Genomic DNA, 24,132 nt, shown 5'->3' with positions numbered 1-24,132 from the left:
GGAAGGATCAGCGCTGCTGGAGTTCGCGCAGCCGGGCCCGCGCCCGGGCGGCCTCGGCATCGGAGATGGCATAGGACGCCGCCTGCGAATAAAGCTCGCGCGCTTCAGCGGTTTCGCCCTGTTCGGCCCGCACCTCCGCCAGGGCGATCAGCGCCCTGAAATCGTCCGGGGCGAAGGCGAGCATCTGTTCATAGATGACGGCCGCCGGCTGCAGCTCGCCGGTCTGCGTCAGGCAGGCTGCGTGGCGGTGCAGGCTTTCATCATCCCACGGGTTCTCGGCAACGGCCGCGCCGGTCTCGGCACACTCGCCCGTCGCACTGGACGCAGCGGCCGCAACCGGATTGACCGGCGCCGCCGAGTTGGAAGGCGCGGACGTATGGCTTCCAGGAGCAGGACTATGCTCCGCGGCAGGCTCATGCCCGGCCTCGTCGGCCGGTGCGGGATCGGCGGGGGCATGCCCCGTCGTTCCAGCCTCGCCCGAGGCCGCCTGACCGCCGACACTAGCAGCCGGCTCGCCATGAGTGGCAGCGGCAGATGCGCTCTGACTGTCCGTTGCAGGGGCGGTCCTCGCCTCGCCCGTCGCAGACGGACCGGAAGGCGCAGGCCGGGACGTCGCGGCGACCGGTGCATCCAGACTGAAACTCACCAGAACACCGCCCTGGCGCAGTTCGGCGCGGACATCCTGCCAGCCGGCGGCCTGGCCAAGTTCCACCAGGGCACCATCGGCCACCGGGGTGATCGAGACACGGCTGACGAGGTCGGCGCGATAGGGCGACACCTCCCGGTTGCGCACTTCCACACCACCGATCATCAGACTGACACTCCCGGCCGTCCGCGACAGTTCCGCCGATCGCGGCTGTTCGTCAAAGGCGAGCCAGACCTGACCGTTCAAGCCGTCGGCGCGGGTCAGCACATCGCGCAGTTCGGCGCTTGCCGGGCCGGCGATCAGACCGGTGCAGAGCGTGGAGATCAGCAAGGCTCGGTGCATGCGTCTTGTCCTCAACCTGTCGCGCTGGCGCGTGCCGCAATGCCGCGTCTGGCGGGCTAGCCCGCAGCGGCGGCCTGCGCCGTCGTTACCGGCACCGCATTGCAGGCGTCATAGCCCAGCGCCCCGATCAGCGTTCCGTCGGCTTCGCGAACCGACTCGTAGACATAACAGCCCTCGCCGAAGTCGGGAAAGACACCGCGCACGAATATCGGATCACCTTCCCCGAACAGCGCGTCCGCCGAATCGATCTGGCGAAGCGAATTGACCGCCCGGCCCTCGTCCCGCGTGGCGCATTCCCAGGTCTGCGTGCCGGCATCGACGATCCGCACCCCCGTCGCACCGCCGCTCATCGTATAGGCCAGCGAGACATGGGCCGGCCGGTCGCCGAACTCGGCCAGGCAGGCATCGATGGCCGGCAGATAGCTCATGATATAGTTCGACCAGCGATCGTCCTGCGCCTGCTCCCGGGCGCAGCCGGCCTGGACCGTCTCGCCGATCCGCAGCGCCGCGAAATGCGTGAAGCCGGTCTCGCCCGCCACCTCGCAGGGGCCGGCCTGCAGCTGCAGCTCCGCCGGCTCGCCCGAAGCCGCTGTGCCGTGGAAACGCCGGACGCCGCCTTCCAGATAGGGCATGGCGATCTGCAGATCCGCAGCCTGTTCCGCACCATCGGCATCGGCGAGAAGCAATGCGACCCGGATGGCACCGCCGCTATCGTCCTCATAAACCAGATCGCCCGACCAGCCCGACTGTCCGGTAAGCTGATAGCCAAAGCCGCGCGGTGCACCGCGCCGGTCGGCCCGCGGATGGTCGAAGACGGAACCGGCAACATCGTCCGGTCCGCCGCCCACGCCCATCATGTCGCTGCCGGTCGTCGCGCAGCCTGCCAGCAGCACCAGCGCTGCCATCGCCAGAAGTCCCGTGACCTGCCGTCTCATGCCGTACCCCCTGCCTGGTCCACACGCATCCTTATAGCGCCTGTGCGGCTAGACGACACCGTCAAACCGCCCGGCGAGATAGTCGACGAAGGCGCGCACCCGGTGCGTCATGTAGCGGTTTGACGGGAAGACCGCCCAGAGGAAGCGGTGTTCTGGCGACCAGTCCGCCAGCACATCGATCACCTCGCCGCGCTCCAGTGCATCGACCGCCGCCCAGCGCGGCGAACAGGCCACGCCCAGACCGGCCTTGGCCGCTGACACGGCCGCCACGGCACCGTTCAGGGAGAGGCGGCCATTGACGCGGACCTCGACCTCCTCGCCCTCGCGCTCGAACTTCAGCAATTGCGGGCTGGGTTTGTTGCGGTCGATGATCATGTCGTGGCGGGCGAGATCGTCGGGATGGTGCGGCATGCCGTTGCGCTCGACATAGGCCGGCGATGCCACGCAGGACATGCAGGCCGGCGCCAGACGGCGGGCGATCAGCGCACTGTCGGGCAGATTGCCGATCCGCACGCCGACATCGAACCCTTCATTGACCAGATCGACCATGCGGTCGGCCATCGACAGGCGCACATCGACCTTTGGCCATTCGGTCATGAAGTCGGCAATGATCGGGATCAGGCGGCGGGCGCCGAAATCGACCGGTGCGGTGACGCGCAGCACGCCGGCCGGTGCCAGCCGCGCGCTCGCAACGCCTTCTTCCATTGCGTCATACTCATCGAGCCAGGGCTGGACACGGTCGAGCAGGGCCGCGCCGGCATCGGTCAGGCGGACAGAGCGTGTCGTGCGCTCGAACAGGCGGGCCTGCAGACGCTGTTCCAGGGCCGTGATCTGCTTGGAGGCCGCGCCGGGCGTCATCGCCTCACGGTCGGCCGCCTTGGTGAAACTGCCCAGCTCGGCCACCGAGCAGAACAGGCGCAGGGCATCGATCCGGTCCATTTATTCCTCACCAGAAAGAGAAAGCTTCGATCCGGCATACTTATCCCTTGCGGGCGAAAATACCAGATTGCGGGCTCGACTTTCCGGAGTACCCCTCATGCCCCTCGGCCCGCTCTTCATCTCGCACGGCGCCCCCGACGTGCTGACCGTGCCCTCGCCCGCCCACGACGCCCTGAAAGCGCTCGGCCTGGCGCCGCGGACGCACGCGGTCGCGGTGGTCTCGGCGCACTGGGAAGCGGACGCGCCCGTGCGGGTCCAGTCGGCCGCCACACCGGACACGATCCATGACTTCCGCGGCTTCGGCCCGGTGCTGGAGCGCGCGGTCTATGCCGCCCCCGGATCGCCCAGCCTCGCCGCGATCACGCTGGATCTCCTGCGCGAGGCCGGTATCGAAGCGGAAGCCGACCGGCAGCGCGGGCGCGATCACGGCGCCTGGATACCCCTCGCCCTGATGCGGCCGGAAGCCGATATCCCGGTCTTCCAGATCAGCCTGCCCGGCAGCGACACAGCTGCCGTCGCGCTGGGCCGGGCGCTGGCGCCCCTCGCGGACCGCGGCGTCCAGATCATCGGCTCGGGCTCGCTGACGCATTCACTGCGCGCATCGCTCGCCGCGGCCGAGGCGGCAGCGCCCCATCCCGGTGCCCAGGCCTTCCGCGACTGGGTTGTGCCCAAGATCGAGAGCGGCGAGGTGGAGGCGCTGGCCGGCTGGCAGGACGCACCGCTGGCCGGCTTCAACCATCCCACACCGGAACACTTCCGCCCGCTGCTCGTGGCGATGGCCGCCGCGGGATCAACCGCCGCAGAACTGATCCACACCTCCTGGAGCCGCAGCGCCCTGGCGATGGATATCTGGCGGTTCGGCGGCTAAGGCATTTTCAGCAATTAACGCCCCTGGACGCAGACGCGGAAATGCCGGCGCTCGAGCCGCACGGGCATGTCGAAATCGAGCAATTGTTGCGCGCCGATGCTGCGCAGCAATTCTTCCGCTTGCGCACGCGCTTTGCCGTCAAGCGAGGCCAGGAAATCGGTCACGCGCTGCAGCATCCACAGCGGATAGGGAATGACCGCCCGGTCGGTCTCCACGACCGTTTCGCCATGGCCGATCCGGGCCTTGTGGAAGCCCAGCACACGCGGTACTTCCGCCATATCCGGGTTCTCGTCAGCCCACACCGCGAGGCGGTCCGCCGTGTCGACGAGAACGGGCAATTGCTGCGCAGCAAACATGCGCAGCATGGGCAGCAGGGTTGCAGGCAGATCATCGTCCGGCAGGAAGTCGCCGGTCAGCGCATGCTGGGGCGCGTGACAGCGCTGCGCCCAGTCGGCAACGCGCGGCGCCAGGCGGCGCATGATCTCGCCGGACGCCGGGTCGCGCAGCAAATGCGCATAGAGCGGCCCGAGGAAGCCGTAATCGGCAATCGAGGGCCGCGAACCGAACAGGAAGCCGTGCCGGGCCAGGTGTGCCTCGAACGCAGCCAGGAAGGCCTCATAGGCGGCCTCGACCGCCGGCACGCTGTCCGGATTGATGCCCAGCCCGGGCAGGGCGCCGGAGAAATACGCCACCGGCTTTGCAACCCGCTCCCGCTGCTCCTCCGGTGACAGATCCGGGAAGGAGAAAGCGCCGAACTCGCCATGGGCAAAGTCGCGATTATAGGCCCAGCGATAGTGCATGGCGGGGATCACCAGCCATTCGTCGCCGAACAGTTCCAGGATCAGGGCGGCCAGGCGCTGGCGCACACCGTCCGGATAGACCGACGGTCCCGGCTCGTGCTGCTCGACATAATCGATGATGTCGGTCGTGTCCTGCAGGGTGACGCCCGTGTCCGAGCCGTCATGGTGCACGACCACGGGAATAACCGACCAGCCGACCCGCGGCAGGATCTCGCTCTTGTAGACCTCGCGCGTCGACATCTCTTCGCGAAACGGCACATTCTTCCAGCGCAGATAGCCGCGCGCCTTGCCGGTATAAAGCGATACGGCCGCGCCGATGAGCGTATAGGTCATGCTGTCTCCCCGTATGAGTATGGCGAGAATAGCCTTGTTGGCGGCAGATTGAACCGCGATTTCAGTGATGCGGTACCGTCAGGCCGGCTTGTGTGCGATCACCTCAAGCACCATCGGCGTCGTCATCAGGGAGACCGGGTCCTGTTGGCGGGCGTGCAGGAAGAGGCGGAAAGCCTCGGCATCGTCCGGCGAGAGAAAGCCGAGTTCGACGAGGCGGTCGGGAGCCTGTTCGAGCCAGGCGATAGGCCAGCTCCAGATCCAGTCGCCGGGGCGCGCAGCGTGGATGACCGGCGTCATCGGCCCGAGCTCCCAGCCCTGGTTGGACACGATGGCCGGCAGGCGGCGCGCGATCTCGGGATCGCCGCCGAAATGCAGCCAGCTCTGGCGCACCGCCTCGATGAAACGCTCGAAGACCGGTTCGCACGGCTCAATGCGGAAACTGCGATAGTCGACATATTCCTGGGCAACGAAGATACCGCCGGGTTTCAGTGCCCGGTCGATGCCGGCGATCACGCCGGGCACGTTGGGCACGAAGGACAGGCACCAGCGCGACCAGACCGCGTCGCAGACCGCCTCCGGCCAGTCGACATCGGCCAGATCGCTCTCGATGGTCTCGATATTGGAAAGGCCGCGCTGACGGGCACCGTCACGCAGTGCGGCGAGAAAGGCCGGCGCCTGATCGACCGCGATGACGCGGCCCTGGGGTCCGACCAGCCGGGCCAGATCGAAAGCGGCGTAGCCGGGGCCGGCCCCGACATCCATCACCGTCATGCCCGGCCGCAAACCCGCGCGGCGCCAGCCGGCAAGGGCCGTTTCGCGCCAGATCGCATGCTGCTGACCCAGCCGGGCAATTTCCACGGCATCGGTCCCGATGATGTAGTCATCGTCTTCCAGGCGGGCGTCGGACATCTCGGTCTCCTGCGTCGAGCGCAAGAAGACTAGAGTATTTTCAGCAGAAGTGGGGACCGGTTTTGCGGTCCGAAAACGCGACCGCTCAAAAGACCGGAGCCATTTCATCGTGATCGATCGCGATGAAATGGCTCTGGGACCGATGCGGCCTCTGCGGCCGCCCGGAAACTGCGCCCCCCGGCGCCCCCGGTTCAGCGAACTGTTTCGCTGTCCTTGACGATCGTCTTGAGCACCGGAACCACCAGCCCGGCCTCCTGCCGCCACGCGACATAGTCTGCGGTCTCGGACGCGGTCTGATAGCTGCTCCACGCCGCCCAGCCGAGTGCACCGGTCAATGCGAAGGCAACAGCCCAGATCGCGAATGCGACAGAGCGTATCCGCGACGGCCAGTGATATCCGGTTCTCTGCAACATCGGGTGTAGTCCTGCCCCCGGCAGCGCCCCAAGCGCTTGTCGGCCTGCATAGTGACGCCCCGCATGGTTAACGCACCGAATATTGTATTAATCCTGTCTTAATAAACTTTAATGTCGAATTTTCGAACAGGAACAAGGACTTGAACCCGCCTTGCAGGCCTTGCACACAAAGCCGGACCTTTCTCCGGAGAGGCGTCGTATTCCAGAAGCGTATGGCTTGTCCGTCCGGCGCCGGGACCGCGCGCAGGGTCCGGCTGCGCATCCCCCAAAAGCACCAACCGCCCGTCCCCGGCTCGCAAGGAGCAGGGAGGCGGGCGGCCGTGTTGCTTCCGGGTCGGGTTTTGACACCCTGTCCTTCGGCACACCCCGATCGGCGGACCGGGGCCAGCGAACCCCCGAAAGGGTCTGCTGTAATCGCGGCTTCCTGGTCACCGCCCTTGCAGGCAGATCAGTCTCTCCGGAGAGGAAGGGCGTCGAGCCGGGTGTCCTTGCGGATCCTTGCTGTCGTCCTGGCCTGGGGGAACCCGCCCTTTCGGGCCTGTTCCGGGGCCGCTCGTCCGGTCGCCGGTCCTTGCGGACCGTCTCCCCTGGAGCCTTCTTTCCCGGCGATCCCCCGGGCCCGGAGGCCCGCTTCGGTCGCTGTCGATGTCATGAGTAGACCACCGGACCGCCGTCCCGGCAACGCACGAAACACCCCGTTTCGTGGACAAGTCGGCTCAATCGGTGGAAAGGTTTTCGCTTTCTGTGGAAATCTTGGTGAAAACTTCCAACACCCCGAAAACACGCCCCGAATAGCGGCAAAGAAAAGCCGGCGCAACTCGCATTGCACCGGCTTCTACAGTCTTTATGCAGTCGCGCCCTAGGCGGCTGCGGCTTCCTTGGTGCCGAAGCGGCCGTAGAAGGTCTCGCCCTTCTCGGCCATCTCCTTGAGGAGGGCCGGCACCTTGAACTGGTCGCCATACTTGGCTTCGAGTTCTTCGGCGCGCTTCACGAAGGCCTTGGCGCCCACCGTATCGATGAAGGACAGCGTGCCGCCGGTATAGGGCGCAAAGCCCCAGCCCAGGATCGAGCCGACATCGGCTTCACGCGGATCGGCGACGATTTCCTCTTCCATGCAGCGCGCCGCTTCCAGCGCCTGGGTGTAGAGGATGCGGTCCTTGACCTCGTCGGCCGTCGGCTGTTCGGCGGCGTACTGGCCGCCCGGCGCGAACTGCTCCAGCTCCGGCCAGAGGCGTTTCGGCTGGCCCTTCTCGGACGGGTAGTCGTAGAAGCCCTTGCCGTTCTTGCGGCCCAGACGGTCATAGTCCTCGACCATCTTGAACAGGATCGGCTCGGTGCCGCTGGGCTGATACTTGTCGCCCAGATCGGCCTTTGTCTGCTTGATCAGCTTCACGCCGAGATCCAGCGCAACCTCGTCCTGCAGGGAGAGCGGGCCGACCGGCATGCCGGCCATCCTGGCGGCATTCTCGATCAGCGCCGGCTTGACGCCCTCGCCCAGCATTTTCAGGCCTTCGCCGACATAGCGCATGACGCAGCGATTGGCGTAGAAGCCGCGCGTATCGGCCACCACGATCGGGGTCTTCTTGATCTTGGTGACGAAATCGATCGCACGCGAGAGGGCATAATCGCCGGTCTCGCCGCCCATGATGATCTCGACCAGGTTCATCTTCTCGACCGGCGAGAAGAAGTGGATGCCGATGAAATTGGCCGGACGGGCCGACGCCTTGGCCAAATCGGTGATCGGAATGGACGAGGTGTTCGAGCCGAACACGGCCGTCTCGCCGATCTGTTCCTCGGCCATCCTGGTGATCTTGGCCTTGAGTTCGGAATTCTCGAACACGGCCTCGACGACCAGATCGACATCCTTGATCAGGGTGTAGTCGGTGGTCGGCGTGATCAGGGCCGCCAGGGCGTCGGCCTTGTCCTGGGTCAGCTTGCCGCGTGCGACACCTTTCTCGAAATGATCGGTGCAGTGCTTCTTGCCCTTTTCGGCGCCTTCCTGGGTGGCGTCGATCAGCACGATCTCGATACCCGCCTGGGCGGAGACCGTGGCGATGCCCGCACCCATGAAGCCGGCGCCGATGATGGCGATCTTCTTGATATCCGCCTTGGACTGGCTGGCCGGACGGCGGCCGCCCTTGTCCAGATCCTGCTTGGACAGGAAGATGGAGCGGATCATGTTGCGGCTTTCCGGGCGCAGCAAAAGCTTGGTGAAATACCGGCTCTCGATGCGGATCGCCTGGTCCATGGAGACCTGGGAGCCCTCATAGACGCACGAAAGAATATAGCGCTGGGCGGGATAGTTGCCGTAGGTGTTCTTGCGCAGCATCGGCGACGCGGCACCGAAGACCTGGGCGCCGGCGGGATGGTAGGGACCACCGCCGGGGAATTTGAACTTGTCGCCATCCCAGGGCTGTTTCGCACCCTTGGGATCTTCCTTGACGATCTCCCTGGCCTTCGCGACCAGCTCGGCCAGCGGCACCACGGCGTCGGCGATGCCGAGGCCTTGGGCCTTGGCCGCATCGAGCTGCTGGCCCTGCAGCAGGACCGGCGCGGCATTCATCACGCCGACGAGACGTGGCAGGCGCTGGGTGCCGCCGCCGCCCGGCAGCACGCCGACCATGGCTTCCGGCAGGCCGAGCTTGGCCTTGGGATTGTCGGACGGCATGACCCGGTAATGGCAGGCCAGCGCGATCTCGAAACCGCCGCCCAGGGCGAGGCCGTTGATCGCCGCGGCAATCGGTTTGCCGCAGGTTTCCAGGGCGCGGAAGGTCTTGTTGAGACGGAAGCACTGCTCGAACAGTTTCTGCTTCATCTCCTCTTCCGGCAGCTTGGCCAGCGCGTCATTCGCCCCGCCCAGCTCGGACAGGTCGGCGCCGGCGCAGAAGGCGTCCTTGCCGGAGGTGATGACGACACCCTTGATGCTGTCGTCCTCGATGATGGTCTTCGTCAGCGCGTCGAAGTCGTCCATGACATCGGCGGAGATGACATTCATCGACTTGCCCGGACTGTCGAACGTGACCAGGGCAATGCCGTCTTTATCGGTTTCCAGTGTGAAATTTTTCAGGGACATCAGGATTTCTCCTCGTCGGACGCATCGCCGTCGCTGGCGGCGTCCCGCTTGTTCTTCAATTCCTTTGCCTTGGCAGCGCCGAAGGCGAGAGAGAGTGACATGCCGAAGGCGACACCGAGAGAAATCCCGATCGCGAGGCTTTCCAGCGCCACACCCAGGGATACGCCCAGGGCCAGGCCGATCGGCAGGCCGAGGGGCAGACCCAGAGCGAGGACGTTGTCCCCGGATTGAGGGGTTTCGTCTTTGTCGCCGCTCACCGGCCTACACCCGCTCGATGATCGTCGCGGTGCCCATGCCGCCGCCGACGCAGAGCGTGGTCAGCGCGGTGGACTTGCCGGAGCGCTCCAGCTCGTCGAGCACGGTGCCCAGGATCATCGCGCCGGTGGCGCCCAGCGGGTGACCCATGGCGATGGCGCCGCCATTGACGTTCATGATGTCGTGGTCGATCTCGTAGGCCTGCATCAGACGCAGAACGACGGCGGCAAACGCCTCGTTCAGCTCCCACAGGTCGATGTCCGACGCGTTCATGCCGGCCTTCCTGAGCACTTTCTCGGTCACCGGGACCGGGCCGGTCAGCATGATGGTCGGTTCCGAACCGATCGACGCCATGGCGCGGATGCGGGCGCGCGGCTTGAGGCCCGCCTTCTCGCCGGCTTCCTTCGAGCCGACCAGCACCATGCCGGAGCCGTCGACGATGCCGGAGGAATTGCCGCCCGTGTGGACCCAGTTGAGGTATTCCACTTCCGGATAGCGCTGGGTGGCGACGGCCTCGAAGCCGACGAAATCGGAGAGATCCTTGAAGGCCGACTTCAGCGAACCCAGGCCCTGCATGTCGGTGTCCGGACGCATATGCTCGTCATGGTCGAGAATGGTGACACCAAGCTGGTCCTTCACCGGCACGACCGATCTGGCAAACCGCTTCTCGGCCCAGGCCCGCGCGGCGCGCTTCTGGCTTTCCACGGCATAGGCATCGACATCGTCGCGCGAGAAGCCGTACTTGGTGGCGATCAGGTCGGCCGAAACGCCCTGCGGCACGATATAATGGTCGAAGGAGATTTCAGGATCGGCGCCCATCGCACCGCCATCCGAACCCATCGGCACGCGCGACATGGCTTCCACACCGCCGCCGATGGCGAAATCGGCCTCGCCGGACATCACCTTGGCCGCCGCCACATTCACCGCTTCCAGGCCCGAGGCGCAGAACCGGTTGATCTGGTAGCCGGCGGTCGTTTCGGCGTAGTTGGCGTTGATCACGGCCGAGCGCGAGATGTTCGCACCCTGCTCACCGACCGGCGAGACAACGCCCATGATCACATCGTCGACCAGGGAGGTGTCGAGATTGTTGCGGTCGCGGATCGCCTCGAGCTGCTGGGTGGCCAGCTGCAGCGCGGTGATCTCGTTGAGCGCTCCGTTTTTCTTCTTGCCCCGCGGCGTTCGCGTGGCGTCGTAGATATAGGCTTCGGTCATCTTGGCTTCCTTTCCCTTTGCGGGCTGGTTTCCTTTATCGACTCTGGACGCACTTCCGTCCTCCCCCTTGATGGGGGAGGGGGACCACGGCGCAGCCGTGGTGGAGGGGGTGGGGGCGAGGTCTTTGCTTGTTCTTCGTCACCGGGCTTCACCCCTTCCGACCCGGCGCTACGCGCCGGCCCACCTTCCCCATCAAGGGGAAGGATGAATTCCATTCGCTACTCATCCTCATCGTCCTCCTGGTCTTCGACCATGTGGAAGGCGACGGCGTGTTCGCCGCGTTCGTTGAGGGCGTGCGCCAGGCGCAGGCGTTCCTCGACGGGCTTGTTCTGGGAGAGCTTGGCCTTGCCCTCCAGACGGTGGATCTCGAATTCGAAGACCTGGATGGCGGCCTCCAGCCGGGCCCGGCGCTTGGGATCGATATGGGTGATGCGCCACTCGGCCTCAAAGTCGGCGACCTGCGACGAAAGCGCCCGCTCGGCCTCCTCGCCCTCCAGCGGCACCAGCGTGCCGAAGGCGTGGACGGCGACGTAATTCCAGGTCGGCACATTGACCGACGGATTGGCGTACCAGGTCGGCGAGACATAGGCGTGCGGGCCGGAGAAGACGGCGATCGCCTCCTTGCCCTGGCGGATGGCGTCGGCCATCGGATTGGCCGCCGCGACATGCCCGATCAGCACCTGGCGCTCATCGGCCAGCTTCAGCGGCATGTGCGTCGCCGCCAGGTCCGGCATACCCGGCACCAAAACCAGCGCAAAGTCATAGGTGCGCATCACCGAGCGCATCTCGGACTCATCGGTCATGCGGAAGGCGGGCGGGATGTACATCAGGTGAGCTCCAACACCGTCATTCTTCCCCATTGCTGAAAGAGAAAAAATGGGACCGCTTCACTCATTGCGCCCTCCTGCTCCGCAGTTTCTGCGCGCCTGCGCCCAGCAGCACCAGAAAAACAAGAACGGCGACCGGCACCATCGCCGGGAAATAGCTCACGGAAACTCCACCTATAATAATAGCCCCCCCTCCCATAAGGTTATCACCCTGCGCCTGCTCCATTGCGCGCAACCATGTCGCCGTCCGGGCGAGCGCGTCGGCAATGCCCGCGACTGCAAGGATGGCGACGCCCCATGACACGGAGCCCTGTTTCCTGAGCCACCATCCGACGGCAACTGTCCCCAGCGCAGCGAGGCCAAACGCAATCAGTCGGAGGTTTCCCATCACTCGAGCAGCCGCTTCGGGATCCAGGCCCTGAAGAATCCCCAGCCCACCGAAAAAAGACATCATCGTGCCATCGATCACCGCAAACAGGGTCAGTGGCGCCAAACCTGCGAAGACCGACAGGACGCGGTTACTCGCGGCCGGAGTTGCTCTGTTGGCGGCCACCTCGCTCATCCCTACAGCGTCCTCGCGATCAGCAGTTTCATGATCTCGTTGGTGCCGCCATAGATGCGCTGGACGCGGCTGTCGCGCCACATGCGGGCGATGGGGTATTCATTCATGTAGCCATAGCCGCCGTGCAGCTGCACGCATTCGTCGATCACCTCGTTCTGGGCGTCCGAGACCCAGTATTTGGCCATCGAGGCGGTGGCGGCATCCAGCTCGCCCTTCATCAGGCGTTCCGAGCAGTGATGGACGAAGACCTCGGCGAGGGTCGCCTTGGTCTTGCATTCGGCGAGCTTGAACTGGGTGTTCTGGAATTTCAGCACCGGCCGGCCGAAAGCCTCGCGTTCCTTGACGTAATTGATCGTCTCATGGAGCGCACGCTTCATGGCGCCGACGCCCTGCACCGCGATCTGCAGGCGTTCCTGCGGCAATTGCTGCATCAGCTGGATGAAGCCCTGACCTTCTTCCGGACCCAGCAGGGCGTCCGCCGGCACCCACATATCCTCGAAGAAGAGCTCGGCCGTGTCCTGGGCCTTCATGCCGACCTTGTCCAGGAGGCGGCCGCGCTTGAAGCCCTCCACCTTGTCGGTCTCGACCAGGAAGAGCGAGACGCCGTCGAACCCCTTGGACGGGTCGGTCTTGGCGACGACGATCACGAAATTCGCCGAGCCGCCATTGGTGATGAAGGTCTTGGAGCCGTTGATACGGTAGCCATTGCCGTCCTTGACGGCCGTCGTCTTGACGTTCTGCAGGTCCGAGCCGGTGCCCGGCTCGCTCATCGCGATCGCACCGATCAGCTCGCCGGAGACCATGCGCGGCAGGATGGATGCCTTCTGCTCGTGCGAGCCGTAATGGATGACGTAGGGCGCAATGATGGAATTGTGCAGGCCTACGCCCCAGCCGGACGCGCCCACTTCGGCTCCGGCCGTGTGGAAGACGTATTCATGGCCCCAGTCGCCGCCGGCCCCGCCATATTCCTCGGGCACGGACGGGCACAGGATCCCGGCCTCGCCGGCCTTGGTCCAGATCTCACGATCGACCATGCCGGCCTTTTCCCAGGCCTCGGCATTGGGCACGCATTCGCGCGCCATGAAGCCGCGCACGGCGTCCTCGAAGATGCGCACATCCTCGCGTTCGAGAAAATCCGGCCGCGGTACGTTGAGCGGGTCCTGAAACATCAACCATCCTCCCCAGGGGTCGTTCTTGTCATTGTTGTATGCCGGCGCCGTACATCGGCGGTGCGGCAGGCGGGCCGTTTCTTCACGAACGGTCCCGCCCGGTCAGGCCGTTTGCCTAGAAGGCCTCTTCTTCCAGCGCCATCATCGAGTCGGCGCCGGCTTCAACCTTGGCCAGGTGCATCGCCGCTTCCGGAACCCAGCGGTCCAGGAAATACCGGCCGGTCTTCAGCTTGGCGGCATAGATCGGATCGGTGTCACCCGCCGCGATCTTCGCCGAAGCCGTCTTGGCCATGCGAGCCCACATATAGGCCAGGCAGGTCAGACCGAAGAGGTTGAGATAATCGTGGCTGCCTGCGCCGGCATGGTCGAAATTGTTCAGCGCATTGTTCATCAGCCAGTCTGTGGCCTGCTTCAGCTTGCCTTTGCAGCCGGCAACGGCATCGACAAAGGCCTGCGTCTCGTCATTGCCGCCTTCGGCGACAAAGGCGTCGATCTCGGCGAAGAAGGAGGTGATCGGGCGCATGCCGTTCATCGCCAGCTTGCGGCCCACAAGATCGAGCGCCTGGATACCGTTGGTGCCTTCATAGATCATGGTGATGCGGGCATCGCGCAGAAGCTGGGACGCGCCCCACTCCTCGGTGAAGCCGGAGCCGCCATGCACCTGCAGGCCGTTGGAGACCATGTCATAGCCCTTGCCGGTGAGGTAGGACTTCACGATCGGGGTGAGCAGCGCCATGTAGTCGCCGGCCTTCTCACGCACGGCCGGATCGTCGGACTTCTCTTCCAGATCGCCCTGCAGCGCAGTCCAAAGCGCAAAGCAGCGCGCACCTTCCACAAAGCACTTCTGATCCATCAGCATGCGGCGCACGTCCGGGTGCACAATGATCGGATCGGCCGGACCGTCCTGGTTTTTCGGACCGGTGAGCGAGCGGCCCTGCAGACGGTCCTTCGCGAAGGCGAGGGATTGCTGATAGGCGGCCTCGGCAATGGCATAGCCTTGCAGGCCGACGCCGAGCCGGGCCTCGTTCATCATGATAAACATGACTTTGAGGCCCTTGTTTTCCTCGCCCACGAGCCAGCCCGTCGCCTCGTCATAGTCCATGACGCAGGTGGCATTGCCGTGGATGCCCATCTTCTCTTCCAGGCCGCCGCACTTCAGCGTGTTTCGCTCGCCGGGATCGCCGTTCTCGTCGGGAATGAATTTCGGCACCACGAAGAGCGAGATGCCCTTCACGCCGTCCGGCGCGCCCTCGATACGGGCCAGAACGAGGTGGATGATATTCTCGGCCATGTCGTGCTCGCCGGAGGAGATCCAGATCTTCTGGCCGGTGATCTTGTAGGAACCGTCGGCTTGCGGCACGGCCTTGGTGCGCAGGAGGCCCAGATCGGTACCGCAATGCGGCTCGGTCAGGTTCATCGTCCCGCCCCACTGGCAGGAGATCATCTTGGGCAAATAGAGCTGCTTCTGCTCGTCCGTGCCGGCAGCCGCCAGCGCGGCCGCGGCGCCCAGGGTGAGGCCCGGATACATGCCGAACGCCATATTGGCCGACGACACCATCTCGTTGACCGCCAGGTTCAGCACGTGCGGCAGGCCCTGCCCGCCATACTCCGGATCGGACGACAGGGCCGTCCAGCCGCTTTCGGCCATCTGCTTGAACGCGTCCTTGAAGCCGGTCGGCGTTTTCACATTGCCGTCTGCATCGCGCGTGCAGCCTTCCACATCGCCGACCTTGTTCAGCGGCGCAAGCACACCCTCGGTGAACTTGGCACCCTCCTCGAGGATGGCGTCGACCGTGTCGGCGTCGGCATCGGCGAAGCCGGGCAGGCTGGAATACTGGGCGATATCGAGCACGTCGTGCAGGACGAAACGCTGGTCACGGACCGGGGCGCGGTAGGAGGCAGTCATGGATCAAGGTCTCCGAAGGGGCGTTGTGTGGTTCTCGGAACGGGTTGTTGTTCGGGTCAGCCGGCGCTCACCCCCGACCAGGGGTCGAGGCGCGCCTGGGCCAGCGCCTCGAAAGCACGGGCGCGGCGGCGGACATCGTCCGGCGGCGTACGGTCTTCCAGGCGCTCGCGCATCCAGTCGAGGCCGGCCTGAAGCTCGGCAATGGCGCGCTCGACATCCTCGCGCTGGCGCTTGAGCACCTCGATGCGGCCGACAAAACGGTCGATCGCCGGCTCGAGGCGCTCGCGGCCGCCGCGGTCGATCGCCTCGAGATCGAGGATTTCCTTGATCTCGTCGAGGGCGAAGCCGACGCGCTTGCCGCGCAGTATGAGTTCGACCCGGGCCCGGTCGGCAGCGGAATAGATCCGCGCCGCGCCGCGACGGTCCGGATTGATCATCCCCTTCTGTTCGTAAAAGCGCAGGGTGCGCGGGGTCACGCCGAACTCGTGAGCGAGCTCGCGGATGGTGAATTCGGAATCGGGAGCGACCGGTTTGACCATGGAGTGAATGGTGTTCACAAACTTACGCGAACGTCAACGTCAAATCTGTGACATCGGGCAATTCTGTGGCAGACCCGCCTTTGCCCTTCCATCGCGGCGCCACTCGCGGCAAAGTCGCGCCATGCCGATCCTTGACCGCTCTTTCGTGTATGCCCTCGGGGCCCTGTCCACCCTGCTTGCCGCCGCCCCGTCCGGGCTGGCGCAACAGACCGACGATCCCCGGCCTGACCCTGGCTTTTCCATTCTCGATCCCGATGCGGAACAGGAAGAGGCAACGTCTACCGCCACGGACGATGCCCCGGCAGCCATGCAGGCCGCCATCGCGGGCCCATGGCTGGATCGCGAACAGTATCTCCAGGCACGCGGCAATCGCAGCGACGCCGTGATCCGCACACGCTGGCGGGTCGAGACCGTCTCGGTCGAGGGCGAACGGATCGGCACCGAACAGCGCGAGATCGTTGTCGGCGACGGCTACGCCACGGAGCCGGGATCGAGCGAGGACCGCACGATCCAGGACTTCGCGACCGGACGCACGCTCACCCGGATCCAGTCGCTGGACGGTCCGGTCATGCGCAATACGCCGATCGTCGCTCACGTCCATCGCCAGATGAATACATTCGCCTTCTACACCCAGGGCGGCGAGCTCAACGAGGTGACCGGCCCGGGCGGCATCCAGTTCGAACGCTTCTGGATCGAGGCCGCCATGGGGGTGCGCCTGTCCAGCGTCGACCTGCTCGTCGATATCGATGACGAGGGCCATACCGGCGTGCGGCGCTCGGCACTGGGCAGCGAGATTTTCGGCTTCGACACCGACAATACCGGCACGCGCGAACAGGCCGAACTGTTCCGCGCCTGGATGCGCCACGCCCTGGCGATCCATCCCGACGCCCTTGCCGAACTCGACCCGGAATTCGGCATCCCGGAGCGTTTCAGCTTTGTCGTGTTCAGCCCGTCCAGCCCGGCGGGCCGGCGCGAGACCTGGACCCGGCTCAATGCCAGCTCGGGCGAAGCCGCCTTCCCCTGGCCCGAGAATGTCCCGCCGGCCCCGGCGGAGGGATATGAGGTCACCAACCCCGCGACAACGCGCCTGCTGGCGGCGGGGCTTGAAGCCATGCGCGCGCCGGCTGCAGCCCGGCCGACCGATTCCACCTTCATCGCCGCGTCCCAGGCCGCCCAGCGGCGCGCCGACATGGCCGGCGCCTATCTCGCGCTCTATCAGTCCGGCCACCATTCCGGCCCCTGCCAGCCCCGCTCCACCCGGCCGCTGTGCAACCGTTTCAGCCAGATCACGGCCGCCGGCATCGGCAATGCCGAGTTCGAGACCCTGTCCTCGGCAATGGCGGATATGAGCGAGAACCCGGCCGCCGCGCTGGAGACCTTCCGCACCCATCTGCATCGCGATGCCTTTGCCGGTGCGGCTGCCCATGCGCTCGCCGCCCAGACCGTGGCCGCCCTGCGCACGACGGATGGTGAAGCCGCATCCGAACTCGATCCGCTCGCCCTGTTTGCCGACAGCGCAGAGGACGACCCCCACGCCCCGCTGACCTACTGGCATGCCGGCCGGTATGCCGCCGGCTCCGGCGATGTCGAGTCGGCCTGGCTCCTGTTCGACCTCGCCCGCGCCCTGCCCGCCGACGGCCCGCTTCCCATCACCCGGGAAGCCACGGCAATGCAGGAACAATTGCGGACACTTGCGCCCGGTTTCTTCGGTCCCGCCGCTCAGCGTTAATACGGCAATCCACACATTTTACGGCGCGTTAACCGAGTCAGAGCCTTGTGTTGACTCAGGAAATTGGCTTGTGGGTCAACGCCTGCGATTCGGTGTGGAAACACTACATCTTGGGTCCCGGGCTTCGGTTTACACAATATTAACCGCAGAATAGCGTGGAGCGGTTAGGTTTGAGCGAGCGATTCGGAATGTCGTCCAGTGGTCCTTGGAGCGTGAAAGGGATCGATCCCCGCGCCCGGGCGCGCGCCAAAACCGCGGCGCGTCGCGAGGGACTGACGCTGGGCGAATGGATCAACCGTGTCATCCTCGACGGTTCCGACCCGTCCAACCCGCAATGGGACGATGCGCTGGAAGCCTATCCGGGCTTCGGCGGCGGCTCGGCCCTGAGCGAGGAGGACGACCGTCTTCTGCGCGCCATGGTGAACCGTCTCACCGAGCGCGTGGAATCCTCCGAAAAGCTCTCCGCCCGCACCCTGTCCGGCATCGACAAGGCAATCACCCAGCTGGCGGACAAGATCAGCAAGAATGGCGAGCGCTACAGCGCCGAACTGGCCGCGGCCCAGGAAAGCCTCGAACGCGTCCGCAAGGGCCAGGACGAGCTGGGCGATCGCGTCCGCTCGCTGGAAAGCACACCGCCGGGCTCCGGTTCCACCGAGGACGTGCGTGCGGTCGAGACCACGATCATGAAGCTGGCGCGCCGGCTTTATGAACATGAAAACGACACCGCCGCGCGGCTGCACGCCGTCGACGAGGACACCCGCTCCGTCTCCGAAACGCTGGAAGCGCGTCTTGCCCGGCTGGAAGCCCGCGCCGAGGACACGGTCGACCGCAATCGCAAGCGCGACGACGAAACCGCCCGCACGATCAACGGCCTGCGCACCGTCACCGAGACCCTGAAGGCCCGCGTCGAAGGCGCCGAACGCATCACCAATGACGCCGCGCGTGCGCTGGAAAGCTCGGTCGCGCGTCTCGACGATCGCATGCGGAATCTGGAGACCCGCAATTCCGGCGACACGGTTGAACTGGAACGCCGTTTCGAACGCCTGTCCGACGATGTCGCGCGGATCATTGCCGAAACCCGCAGCCAGGTGGCCCAGGCCGTCTCCGGCGCGGCCTCCGAGCCGCGGATCGACCGTCTCGAGGACGCCCTCACCCGGGCGATGACCCGGATGGACGAGGCCGAGCGCCGCCAGGGCGACAACATGTCCCGGCTGGGCCGCGAGATCACCAAGCTGGCCGGTGCCATCGACCGCCGCCTCAGCGAGAGCGAACGCCGCTCGGCCGAAGCCCTGCGCGAGAGCCAGTCCGAGAGCAAGCTGGACCGCCGCCTCGATGCGGTGCGCCAGGAAAGCCGCGACGCGATCAAGCAGATGGGCGAGGAAGTCACCCGTCTGGGCCGTTCGCTGGCCGACCGGATCGAGCATTCCGAACGCCGTGCCAATGCCGTCGTCGAGACCGCGACCGACCGCATGGCGGAGATGATCGAGAAGTTCGACACCCACCGCACGGCCCGCGAGGAAGATCTCGAGGACCGCCTGCGCCAGTCCGAAGAGCGCACCGCCAAGCGGATCGAGGATGCGCTGGGCAGCGTCCAGGAACGCATGGCATCGGTACGCTCGGAGACCGAGGAGGCCCTCTCCCCGGTACAGCGTGCGATGTCGGCACTCGCCGACCGCCTCGAAGCGATCGAGGGCCGTCAGGCGCCGAAGTCCGAACCTGCCGATACGCCCGCCGACAGCGCTGACGATGCGGACGAGGACTTCGATTTCGACACACCGCTCGGCCCGCCGCCGCAGGCGGAAACGCCGGCCGGCGATTTCGACGATGGCGAGAGCGATCCCTTCCTGGCCGAAATGAACACCCAGCCGGCACCACGCCCGCAGCGCCCGGCCGAAGCCCTGCCGCAGCCGGAGCGTCCGCGCCGCCGCCGCGCCCGTGCCGAGGCCGCTCCGGCGGAGGCCGTGCTTGCCCAGCCTGCCCCGGTCCAGCCGCAACAGCCGCCGGCCCGCCGGCCGCGTCCGTCCGGACGCCTGGGCGCCACGGCCGATGCCGACTTCCTCGCCGCCGCCCGCGAACGCACCCGCTCGACCGCCTATTATCCGGGCACCGACACGCCGCAGCGCCAGTCCCGCACGGGCCGTCTGGCACTCTATGCCCTGCCCGTGATCGCCCTGGTCATGCTCACCGGCGCCGGTGTGATCCTGGTCTGGGAAGCGATGCAGGGTGACAGCGAACGCGAGACCGCCAATGCCGCGGTCGAAAGCGATTTCATCGCCCAGGTCGAGGCCGGCTTCTCCAGCGAGGCCGGCGCCGCCACGACTGCAACGGGGCCGGAGCAGGCCGACACCCCGCCCGCCGGAATGCAGACCGCCGACGCGTCCGAAGCCGTCGCGCCGCCGGCCGAAGCGCCTGTGGCCAGCGAGCCGCCCGCCCGTGAACCCGCCACTCGTGAACCGGCGACGCCGCCGGCAAATGCCGTTGCGGATGCGTCCGGTTCTGTCATGCCCGCCAGCGAGCCGGTGAGCGCGCCGGAACCGGCTGCAATTCCCGCAGAAGGCAGTGCCACCGGCCGGATGACGCTGGAAAGCGCCGCCTCGGAAGGCCATCCCGTCGCCCGCTACCAGCTGGGCCTGCAGGCGCTGGAAAACGGCGATGCCGAAACCGCCGCCATCCTGCTGCGCCGCGCCGCCGAACAGGGCGTGCCGGCGGCCCAGTACCGCTACGCCAAACTGCTGGAAACCGGTGAAGGCGTCGAACAGGATCTGGAAGACGCCCGCCGCTGGACGGAACGCGCCGCCAATGCCGGCCATCGCCGCGCCATGCACAATCTGGGTGTGATGTACTATTATGGCACCGGCGTTGCGGAGAATATCGAGACCGCGGCGCGCTGGTTCCAGGAGGCCGCCTTGCTCGGGCTGCGGGATTCCCAGTTCAATCTTGCCCTGCTATACGAGTCCGGCGACGGCGTGCCGCTGAGCCTGCCGGACGCCTATGCCTGGTTCACCATCGCCTCGATGACGGGCAGCGACCCGACCGCCGGCGAGCGCGCCCGCGCCGTGTCCGAACAGCTCGACCCGGCGGCCCTCGCCGAGGCCCAGGCAACGGCCGACGGCTTCACGCCGCGCCCGCTCGATCCCGAGGCCAACGGGCTCTACAACAATCTGCCCTGGGACCGCACGGTAACCACCGACGCCGCCCAGGTCCGCCGCGCCCAGGGCTTCCTGTCCGTGCTCGGCTATGCGCCGGGTCCGATAGACGGCGAGATGGGCGGCCGCACCCGCGACGCCATCATGGCTTTCGAAGCCGATCAGGGTCTGCCCCGCACCGGACGTGTCGATGCCGTTCTGATCGAACGGCTCGAGCGTGCGGCCGCGGGCTAGTCCGGCGGTGCAGATCTACCTCCCGATCGCGGAAATCTCGGTCAACGTCTTCGTGCTGCTCGGTCTCGGGGCCGGGGTCGGATTCCTGTCGGGCATGTTCGGCGTGGGCGGCGGCTTCCTGATGACGCCACTGCTCTTCTTCATCGGCATTCCGCCGGCTGTGGCCGTGTCGACCCAGGCCAACCAGATCTGCGCCTCCTCGGCCTCCGGCGCCCTGGCGCACTGGAAGCGCAAGACGCTCGACCTGAAAATGGGCCTCCTCCTGCTCGCAGGCGGCTCGGCCGGCTCGATCCTCGGCGTCCAGCTGTTCGCCTATCTGCGCAGCCTGGGCCAGATCGACCTCTTCATCTCGCTCTCCTATGTCGGCTTCCTGGGCATTATCGGCGGGCTGATGTTCCTGGAGAGCGTGCGCGCCATCCTGCGCCGCAATGCCGGCGGCGGCCGCCGCGCCGGCACCGGCGGCGGCCGCCGCCGCCGCACCTGGATCGACCGCCTGCCCTTCAAGATGCGCTTCCCGACATCGGGCCTCTACATTTCCGTCATTCCGCCTGTCGCGATCGGTTTCCTGGTCGGCACGCTGGCCGCCATCATGGGTGTGGGCGGCGGCTTCGTGATGGTGCCGGCAATGATCTACATCCTGCGCATGCCGACCAATGTCGTCGTGGGCACCTCGCTGTTCCAGATCCTGTTCGTCACCGCCCTGACCACCGTGCTGCAGGCCGGCCAGAACCAGACGGTCGACATCGTCCTGGCGATGCTGCTCACCGTCGGCGGCGTGGTCGGCGCCCAGTTCGGCGCCCGCGCCGGGCGTCACCTGAAGGCCGAGGAATTGCGCGCCCTGCTGGCCTTCATGGTCATCGCGGTGTGCCTGAAACTGGGCTGGGACCTGGTGGTCACCCCGGCCGACCTGTTCGAGGTCATGCAGCATGGACGCGGGGGGCTGTGAGATGATCGGCGCCCTCCTTGTCTCGCTCGCCCTTCAGGGCCAGCCCACCCTCTTGACCAGCGAACCGCCGAGCATCGTGGCGGCGCTGACCCACGAGACCGTCGAGATCCGCGAGGACTTCTCCGGCCAGGAACTCGTGCTCTACGGCGCCACGCGCGGCATGACCATCCAGGACGAGATCGTCGTGGTGCTGCGCGGCCCGGCGCGCGATCTGCGGGTGATGGAAAAGCAGCGCACCTTCGGCATCTGGATCAATTCGGCGCCGCTCGAATTCGAGAACATCCCCAGCTATTACGCCATCGCGACCTCGCTGCCGCTGGACGAGATCGCGACGCCGGAAAGCCTCGCCGGGTCGGGAATCGGCCTGCCCGCCACCCTCGCCATCCGCGCCGCACCGACCGCCGCGCAAACCGAGCGCGACATCCGCCCCTATCTCGACGCGATCGGCCGCGCCGGCAGCCGCAACAATCTCTATGCCGAAGCCCAGCGCGGCGTGGAAATCCTCGATGGCGGCCTGTTCCGCGCCACCATCTCCCTGCCGCCCCTGACCCCGGTCGGCAACTACGTCGCCGAGGTCTATCTCTTCCGCGACGGCCGCGCCGTGGCCAGCCGCTCGGCCAGCCTGCGCGTGGAAAAGGCCGGCCTGGAACGCTTCGTCTACGAATTCGCCCATGACTGGCCCTGGCTCTACGGCCTGTTCTGCGTCGTCCTGGCCGTCCTTGCCGGCTATGCCGGCTATCTCGCCTTCAACCGCCGCTAAGCGGGCGTGGCGTCGCTCTCTCTCCGCTCTCCCCACTCGCTCCACTTCCCCCGGCCCCGTGCCGGGGTCCGGCTGAGCCTCCTCCCGAAATGCCACTGGGCCCCGGAACAAGTCCGGGGAAAGCGGTACTCTGTGGCCCTCACTCAGCACGAAACCCTCCACGAGCTTGCGCCCTGGAGCTATGAGAGGGGTGCGGGATGCGCGGCGGACATCGTGTCCGGATTTGAAGGTTTGGTGGTGATGCCCGAGGCATCCCGCACGCGGAGATTTACCCGGGTCCCTTGCGGGCCCCGTCTCGAAACCTGCAGGCACGCTCCGGTCGAGCTTTGTGCCGGTGTCCCCGCAGATGGCCACGCCGGAGCCTGATGCTGTCACCCACCAGGCGCGGACGAGCTCCGCACGCTCCCGGGCACAAGGGACTGAGCTCATGCCTCCCATCCCGGAAACCGATGACGATGTTAAGGGCAAATGAGCGGGCGGGGATAAGTTTCCGGCCCCGCCCCCACACTCCGTCATCCTGACGAAAGTCAGGACCCAGATCGTAAAGGGAGATTTTGGCCAGGCGGGCTCGGTCTGAGCGGCGGCGATGTGCGGGATAAGTGCATATTCGCGGCCACCGCGCTCTATGAACTGGGCCCTGACTTTCGTCAGGGTGACGGTGCTTGTTGGAGCGTTGGTGCCTTCTCTTCCAACGCTCTCACTTTTCCCGGACGGAGGCCTGCGCAGGCAGGCCGCAGATCCGGGATCTACCGAAGATCACTTCAAGCGATGAGCTTCCCGCAGATCCCGGCGCTTCGCCCGGCCTGCGCCGGGAGAAATGCGGAGGGCTATTTGGGCATCCAGGGGATCACCCATCCCCCACACACCTCGCCCCCGCCACAGGCCAGACCTTTTCCCGGCCCATCACCAGCGCGTCGGGTACGCGGCCGAAACAGCGGGCGAAAGCCGCGTCGCAGACATTCAGGCCGCCGGTGAAGGCGCCGAAGGCGGGCATGATGAGGCGGCTGCCGTCTGTGGCGAAGCAGCGGCGTCTCAGGGCGCGGCCATTGCGGCGGATTTTGGCGGCGGGGTGGAGGTGGCCGGCGATTTCGCCCCTTGCTTCGCCCTCTGAGGGTTCGTGACGGAAGACGAGGCCGGCGAGTTCAACGGTCTCATGGACTTCGCCGCCGAATTGCGGCGGCGGGGCGGGGTCGTGATTGCCCTCGATCCAGATCCAGCGCGGCACCGACGCCACCAGGGCGGCGAGCGCGGCAGTGTCGTCGGCGTGCATGCGGCCGGCGGCGCGGAGATCGTGGAAACTGTCGCCCAGGGCGATGACGGTGGAGGGGGTGTGGCGGGCGATACCGGCGGCAAGGCGTTTCAGCGTGGCGCGGGTATCGTAGGGCGGCATCAGCTGGCCGCCGGCCGCCCAGGCCGACCCCTTCTCGAAATGCAGGTCCGAGACAACGAGAATACCCGCATCCGGGACGGCGAGCAGGCCCGCCGGATCGGCGAGGACGCGTGTTTCGTGGATGCGGATGTCCACATGGCCGGGGGCGGTCACGTCGTGCATGACGATGTTATCGCGCAGGGCCGACGCAGGGGTAAGG

At 66.3% G+C, this 24,132-nt stretch carries 20 protein-coding genes; 5 read left to right on the top strand and 15 right to left on the bottom strand.

What is annotated here, in order from left to right; genetic code table 11:
* Positions 1-7 precede the first annotated feature (7 nt).
* Genes PKE71_RS08285 through PKE71_RS08275 form a run of 3 tightly spaced genes read right to left on the bottom strand, consistent with a single transcriptional unit; the run spans position 8 to position 2,862 of the window.
* The gene (locus tag PKE71_RS08285) at positions 8-988 is read right to left on the bottom strand and encodes a tetratricopeptide repeat protein (RefSeq protein ID WP_271186487.1); all 981 of its coding nucleotides are present in this window, start codon (positions 986-988) and stop codon (positions 8-10) included.
* A 56-nt stretch (positions 989-1,044) separates the two neighbouring features.
* Positions 1,045-1,923: a hypothetical protein gene (locus PKE71_RS08280; protein WP_271186486.1), complete on the bottom strand. Its 879-nt coding sequence runs from the start codon at positions 1,921-1,923 to the stop codon at positions 1,045-1,047.
* 48 nt (positions 1,924-1,971) lie between these two features.
* Positions 1,972-2,862, bottom strand: coding sequence for a LysR family transcriptional regulator (locus tag PKE71_RS08275; protein WP_271186485.1), 891 nt, complete (start codon positions 2,860-2,862; stop codon positions 1,972-1,974).
* Between the two features lie 97 nt (positions 2,863-2,959).
* Between PKE71_RS08275 and PKE71_RS08270 the strand changes: the two genes are divergently transcribed.
* Positions 2,960-3,730 carry a DODA-type extradiol aromatic ring-opening family dioxygenase gene (locus PKE71_RS08270; RefSeq protein WP_271186484.1) on the top strand — a complete coding sequence of 257 codons (771 nt, stop codon included), beginning with the start codon at positions 2,960-2,962 and terminating at the stop codon, positions 3,728-3,730.
* Positions 3,731-3,744: 14 nt separating this feature from the next.
* Here PKE71_RS08270 and PKE71_RS08265 read toward each other — a convergent pair whose 3' ends face one another.
* From PKE71_RS08265 to PKE71_RS08215, 11 genes are all read right to left on the bottom strand, one after another.
* On the bottom strand, positions 3,745-4,863 hold the full coding sequence (locus PKE71_RS08265; RefSeq protein WP_271186483.1) for a glutathione S-transferase family protein: 1,119 nt from the start codon (positions 4,861-4,863) through the stop codon (positions 3,745-3,747).
* A gap of 78 nt (positions 4,864-4,941) precedes the next feature.
* Positions 4,942-5,772: a methyltransferase domain-containing protein gene (locus PKE71_RS08260; RefSeq protein WP_271186482.1), complete on the bottom strand. Its 831-nt coding sequence runs from the start codon at positions 5,770-5,772 to the stop codon at positions 4,942-4,944.
* Positions 5,773-5,963: 191 nt separating this feature from the next.
* Complete coding sequence (locus PKE71_RS08255; protein ID WP_271186481.1) at positions 5,964-6,185, bottom strand: hypothetical protein; 222 nt, start codon at positions 6,183-6,185, stop codon at positions 5,964-5,966.
* Positions 6,186-7,044: 859 nt separating this feature from the next.
* Positions 7,045-9,258: a 3-hydroxyacyl-CoA dehydrogenase NAD-binding domain-containing protein gene (locus PKE71_RS08250; protein ID WP_271186480.1), complete on the bottom strand. Its 2,214-nt coding sequence runs from the start codon at positions 9,256-9,258 to the stop codon at positions 7,045-7,047.
* Positions 9,258-9,515, bottom strand: coding sequence for a hypothetical protein (locus tag PKE71_RS08245; RefSeq protein WP_271186479.1), 258 nt, complete (start codon positions 9,513-9,515; stop codon positions 9,258-9,260). Before PKE71_RS08245 ends, PKE71_RS08250 begins: the two co-directional genes overlap by 1 nt.
* 4 nt (positions 9,516-9,519) lie before the next feature.
* Positions 9,520-10,725: an acetyl-CoA C-acetyltransferase gene (locus tag PKE71_RS08240; RefSeq protein ID WP_271186478.1), complete on the bottom strand. Its 1,206-nt coding sequence runs from the start codon at positions 10,723-10,725 to the stop codon at positions 9,520-9,522.
* 218 nt (positions 10,726-10,943) lie between these two features.
* Positions 10,944-11,552 carry an FMN-binding negative transcriptional regulator gene (locus tag PKE71_RS08235; protein WP_271186477.1) on the bottom strand — a complete coding sequence of 203 codons (609 nt, stop codon included), beginning with the start codon at positions 11,550-11,552 and terminating at the stop codon, positions 10,944-10,946.
* Between the two features lie 64 nt (positions 11,553-11,616).
* A complete protein-coding gene (locus tag PKE71_RS08230; RefSeq protein WP_271186476.1) occupies positions 11,617-12,114 on the bottom strand; it encodes a hypothetical protein in 498 nt (165 codons plus the stop codon).
* 2 nt (positions 12,115-12,116) lie between these two features.
* On the bottom strand, positions 12,117-13,283 hold the full coding sequence (locus PKE71_RS08225; protein WP_271186475.1) for an acyl-CoA dehydrogenase family protein: 1,167 nt from the start codon (positions 13,281-13,283) through the stop codon (positions 12,117-12,119).
* 115 nt (positions 13,284-13,398) lie between these two features.
* Entirely contained in the window at positions 13,399-15,189 is a 1,791-nt protein-coding gene (locus PKE71_RS08220) for an acyl-CoA dehydrogenase C-terminal domain-containing protein (protein WP_271186474.1), read from the bottom strand.
* A 56-nt stretch (positions 15,190-15,245) separates the two neighbouring features.
* The gene (locus PKE71_RS08215; RefSeq protein ID WP_271186473.1) at positions 15,246-15,728 is read right to left on the bottom strand and encodes a MerR family transcriptional regulator; all 483 of its coding nucleotides are present in this window, start codon (positions 15,726-15,728) and stop codon (positions 15,246-15,248) included.
* A gap of 121 nt (positions 15,729-15,849) precedes the next feature.
* Between PKE71_RS08215 and PKE71_RS08210 the strand changes: the two genes are divergently transcribed.
* The 4 genes from PKE71_RS08210 (at position 15,850) to PKE71_RS08195 (ending at position 22,543) form a co-directional block, all read left to right on the top strand.
* Positions 15,850-17,457, top strand: a complete 1,608-nt coding sequence (locus PKE71_RS08210) for a hypothetical protein (RefSeq protein WP_271186472.1) — start codon at positions 15,850-15,852, stop codon at positions 17,455-17,457.
* Between the two features lie 212 nt (positions 17,458-17,669).
* The gene (locus PKE71_RS08205) at positions 17,670-20,837 is read left to right on the top strand and encodes a peptidoglycan-binding protein (RefSeq protein ID WP_271186471.1); all 3,168 of its coding nucleotides are present in this window, start codon (positions 17,670-17,672) and stop codon (positions 20,835-20,837) included.
* A gap of 7 nt (positions 20,838-20,844) precedes the next feature.
* Complete coding sequence (locus PKE71_RS08200; protein WP_271186470.1) at positions 20,845-21,783, top strand: sulfite exporter TauE/SafE family protein; 939 nt, start codon at positions 20,845-20,847, stop codon at positions 21,781-21,783.
* Position 21,784: 1 nt separating this feature from the next.
* Entirely contained in the window at positions 21,785-22,543 is a 759-nt protein-coding gene (locus PKE71_RS08195; protein ID WP_271186469.1) for a TIGR02186 family protein, read from the top strand.
* 847 nt (positions 22,544-23,390) lie between these two features.
* On the opposite strand, the gene pdeM is transcribed toward PKE71_RS08195, so the two are convergent.
* Positions 23,391-24,095: a ligase-associated DNA damage response endonuclease PdeM gene (gene pdeM / locus PKE71_RS08190; RefSeq protein ID WP_271186468.1), complete on the bottom strand. Its 705-nt coding sequence runs from the start codon at positions 24,093-24,095 to the stop codon at positions 23,391-23,393.
* Positions 24,096-24,132: the final 37 nt, after the last annotated feature.

This window comes from Maricaulis virginensis (assembly GCF_027922185.1).
Classification (GTDB): domain Bacteria; phylum Pseudomonadota; class Alphaproteobacteria; order Caulobacterales; family Maricaulaceae; genus Maricaulis; species Maricaulis virginensis.
Note: the sequence above shows the minus strand (reverse complement) of the source record. Positions and strands in the feature narration are given on the sequence as shown.